Below are 1,155 nucleotides of genomic sequence, written 5' to 3' on the forward strand. Positions count from 1 at the left end.
GTTGATGCCGTCGCCGGCCATCGCCACCGTGCGGCCCTGCGCCTGCAGCCTGCGTACCAGTTCCGCCTTGTCGGCCGGGCGCATTTCGCCATGCACCTGGTCCAGCCCAAGTTCGGCGGCCACCGCACGCGCGGTGGCGCTGCCGTCGCCGGTCGCCATCACGATCTGCAGCCCGGCCCTGTGCAATTGGGCGATGGCTTCTGGTGTGGACGCCTTGATCGGGTCCGCCACCGCCAGCAGTCCCGACAGCTGCCCGTCCACGGCCAGCAACATCACGCTCGCGCCGCCGGCGCGGAGCTGTTCGGCATCATCGTGCAGCGCGTTGGCCGCGATGTCGTGCTCCTGCATCAGCGCCGCGTTACCCAGCAGCAACGCGCGGCCCTCGACGCGACCCTGCACCCCCATGCCGGTGAGCGAATCGAAGTCGTCCGGTGTCGACAGCGGGACACCGCGTGCTTGCGCCTCGGCGACGATGGCAGCGGCCAGCGGATGTTCGCTGCCCTGGTCAAGACTGGCCGCCCAGCGCAGCACGTCCGACGGGTTGAATCCGGCCGCCGGCACAACGCTGTGGAACGCCGGACGGCCCTCGGTGAGGGTGCCGGTCTTGTCCACCACGAGTGTGTCCACCTTGCGCAGGGCCTCGATCGCTTCGGCGTCGCGGAACAGCACCCCTTGCTGCGCGGCGCGGCCGGTGGCGACCATGATGGTCATCGGCGTCGCCAGGCCCAGCGCGCAGGGACAGGCAATGATCAGTACCGCCACCGCGCTGAGCACGCCGTGGGTCCACGCCGGCTCCGGCCCGAACAGCCCCCAGCCCAGCAGGGTCAGCAGCGCCACCGCCAGTACCGCCAGTACGAACCAGAACGCCACCTTGTCAGCCAGGCGCTGCATCGGTGCGCGTGAGCGTTGTGCCTGCGCGACCAGCTGTACGATCTGCGCCAGCATGCTGTCATCGCCGACGCGATCGGCACGGATCACCAGTGCACCGGTGCTGTTGAGCGTGGCCCCGATCACCTTGTCGCCAGCAACCTTGGCCAACGGGACCGGCTCGCCGGTGAGCATGGATTCGTCCACGCTGGAACGGCCTTCCAGGACCGTGCCGTCCACCGGCACCTTCTCGCCGGGCCGCACGCGCAGGCGGTCGCCCGGCTGCAC

At 70.2% G+C, this 1,155-nt stretch carries 1 protein-coding gene; it reads right to left on the bottom strand.

The window, feature by feature from the left end; translation table 11 throughout:
• On the bottom strand, nucleotides 1-1,155 hold a 1,155-nt coding region (locus EGJ34_RS21765; RefSeq protein ID WP_125362458.1), incomplete at both ends, for a heavy metal translocating P-type ATPase.

The organism is Stenotrophomonas sp. 278 (genome assembly GCF_003935715.1).
Classification (GTDB): Bacteria; Pseudomonadota; Gammaproteobacteria; order Xanthomonadales; family Xanthomonadaceae; genus Stenotrophomonas; species Stenotrophomonas maltophilia_AH.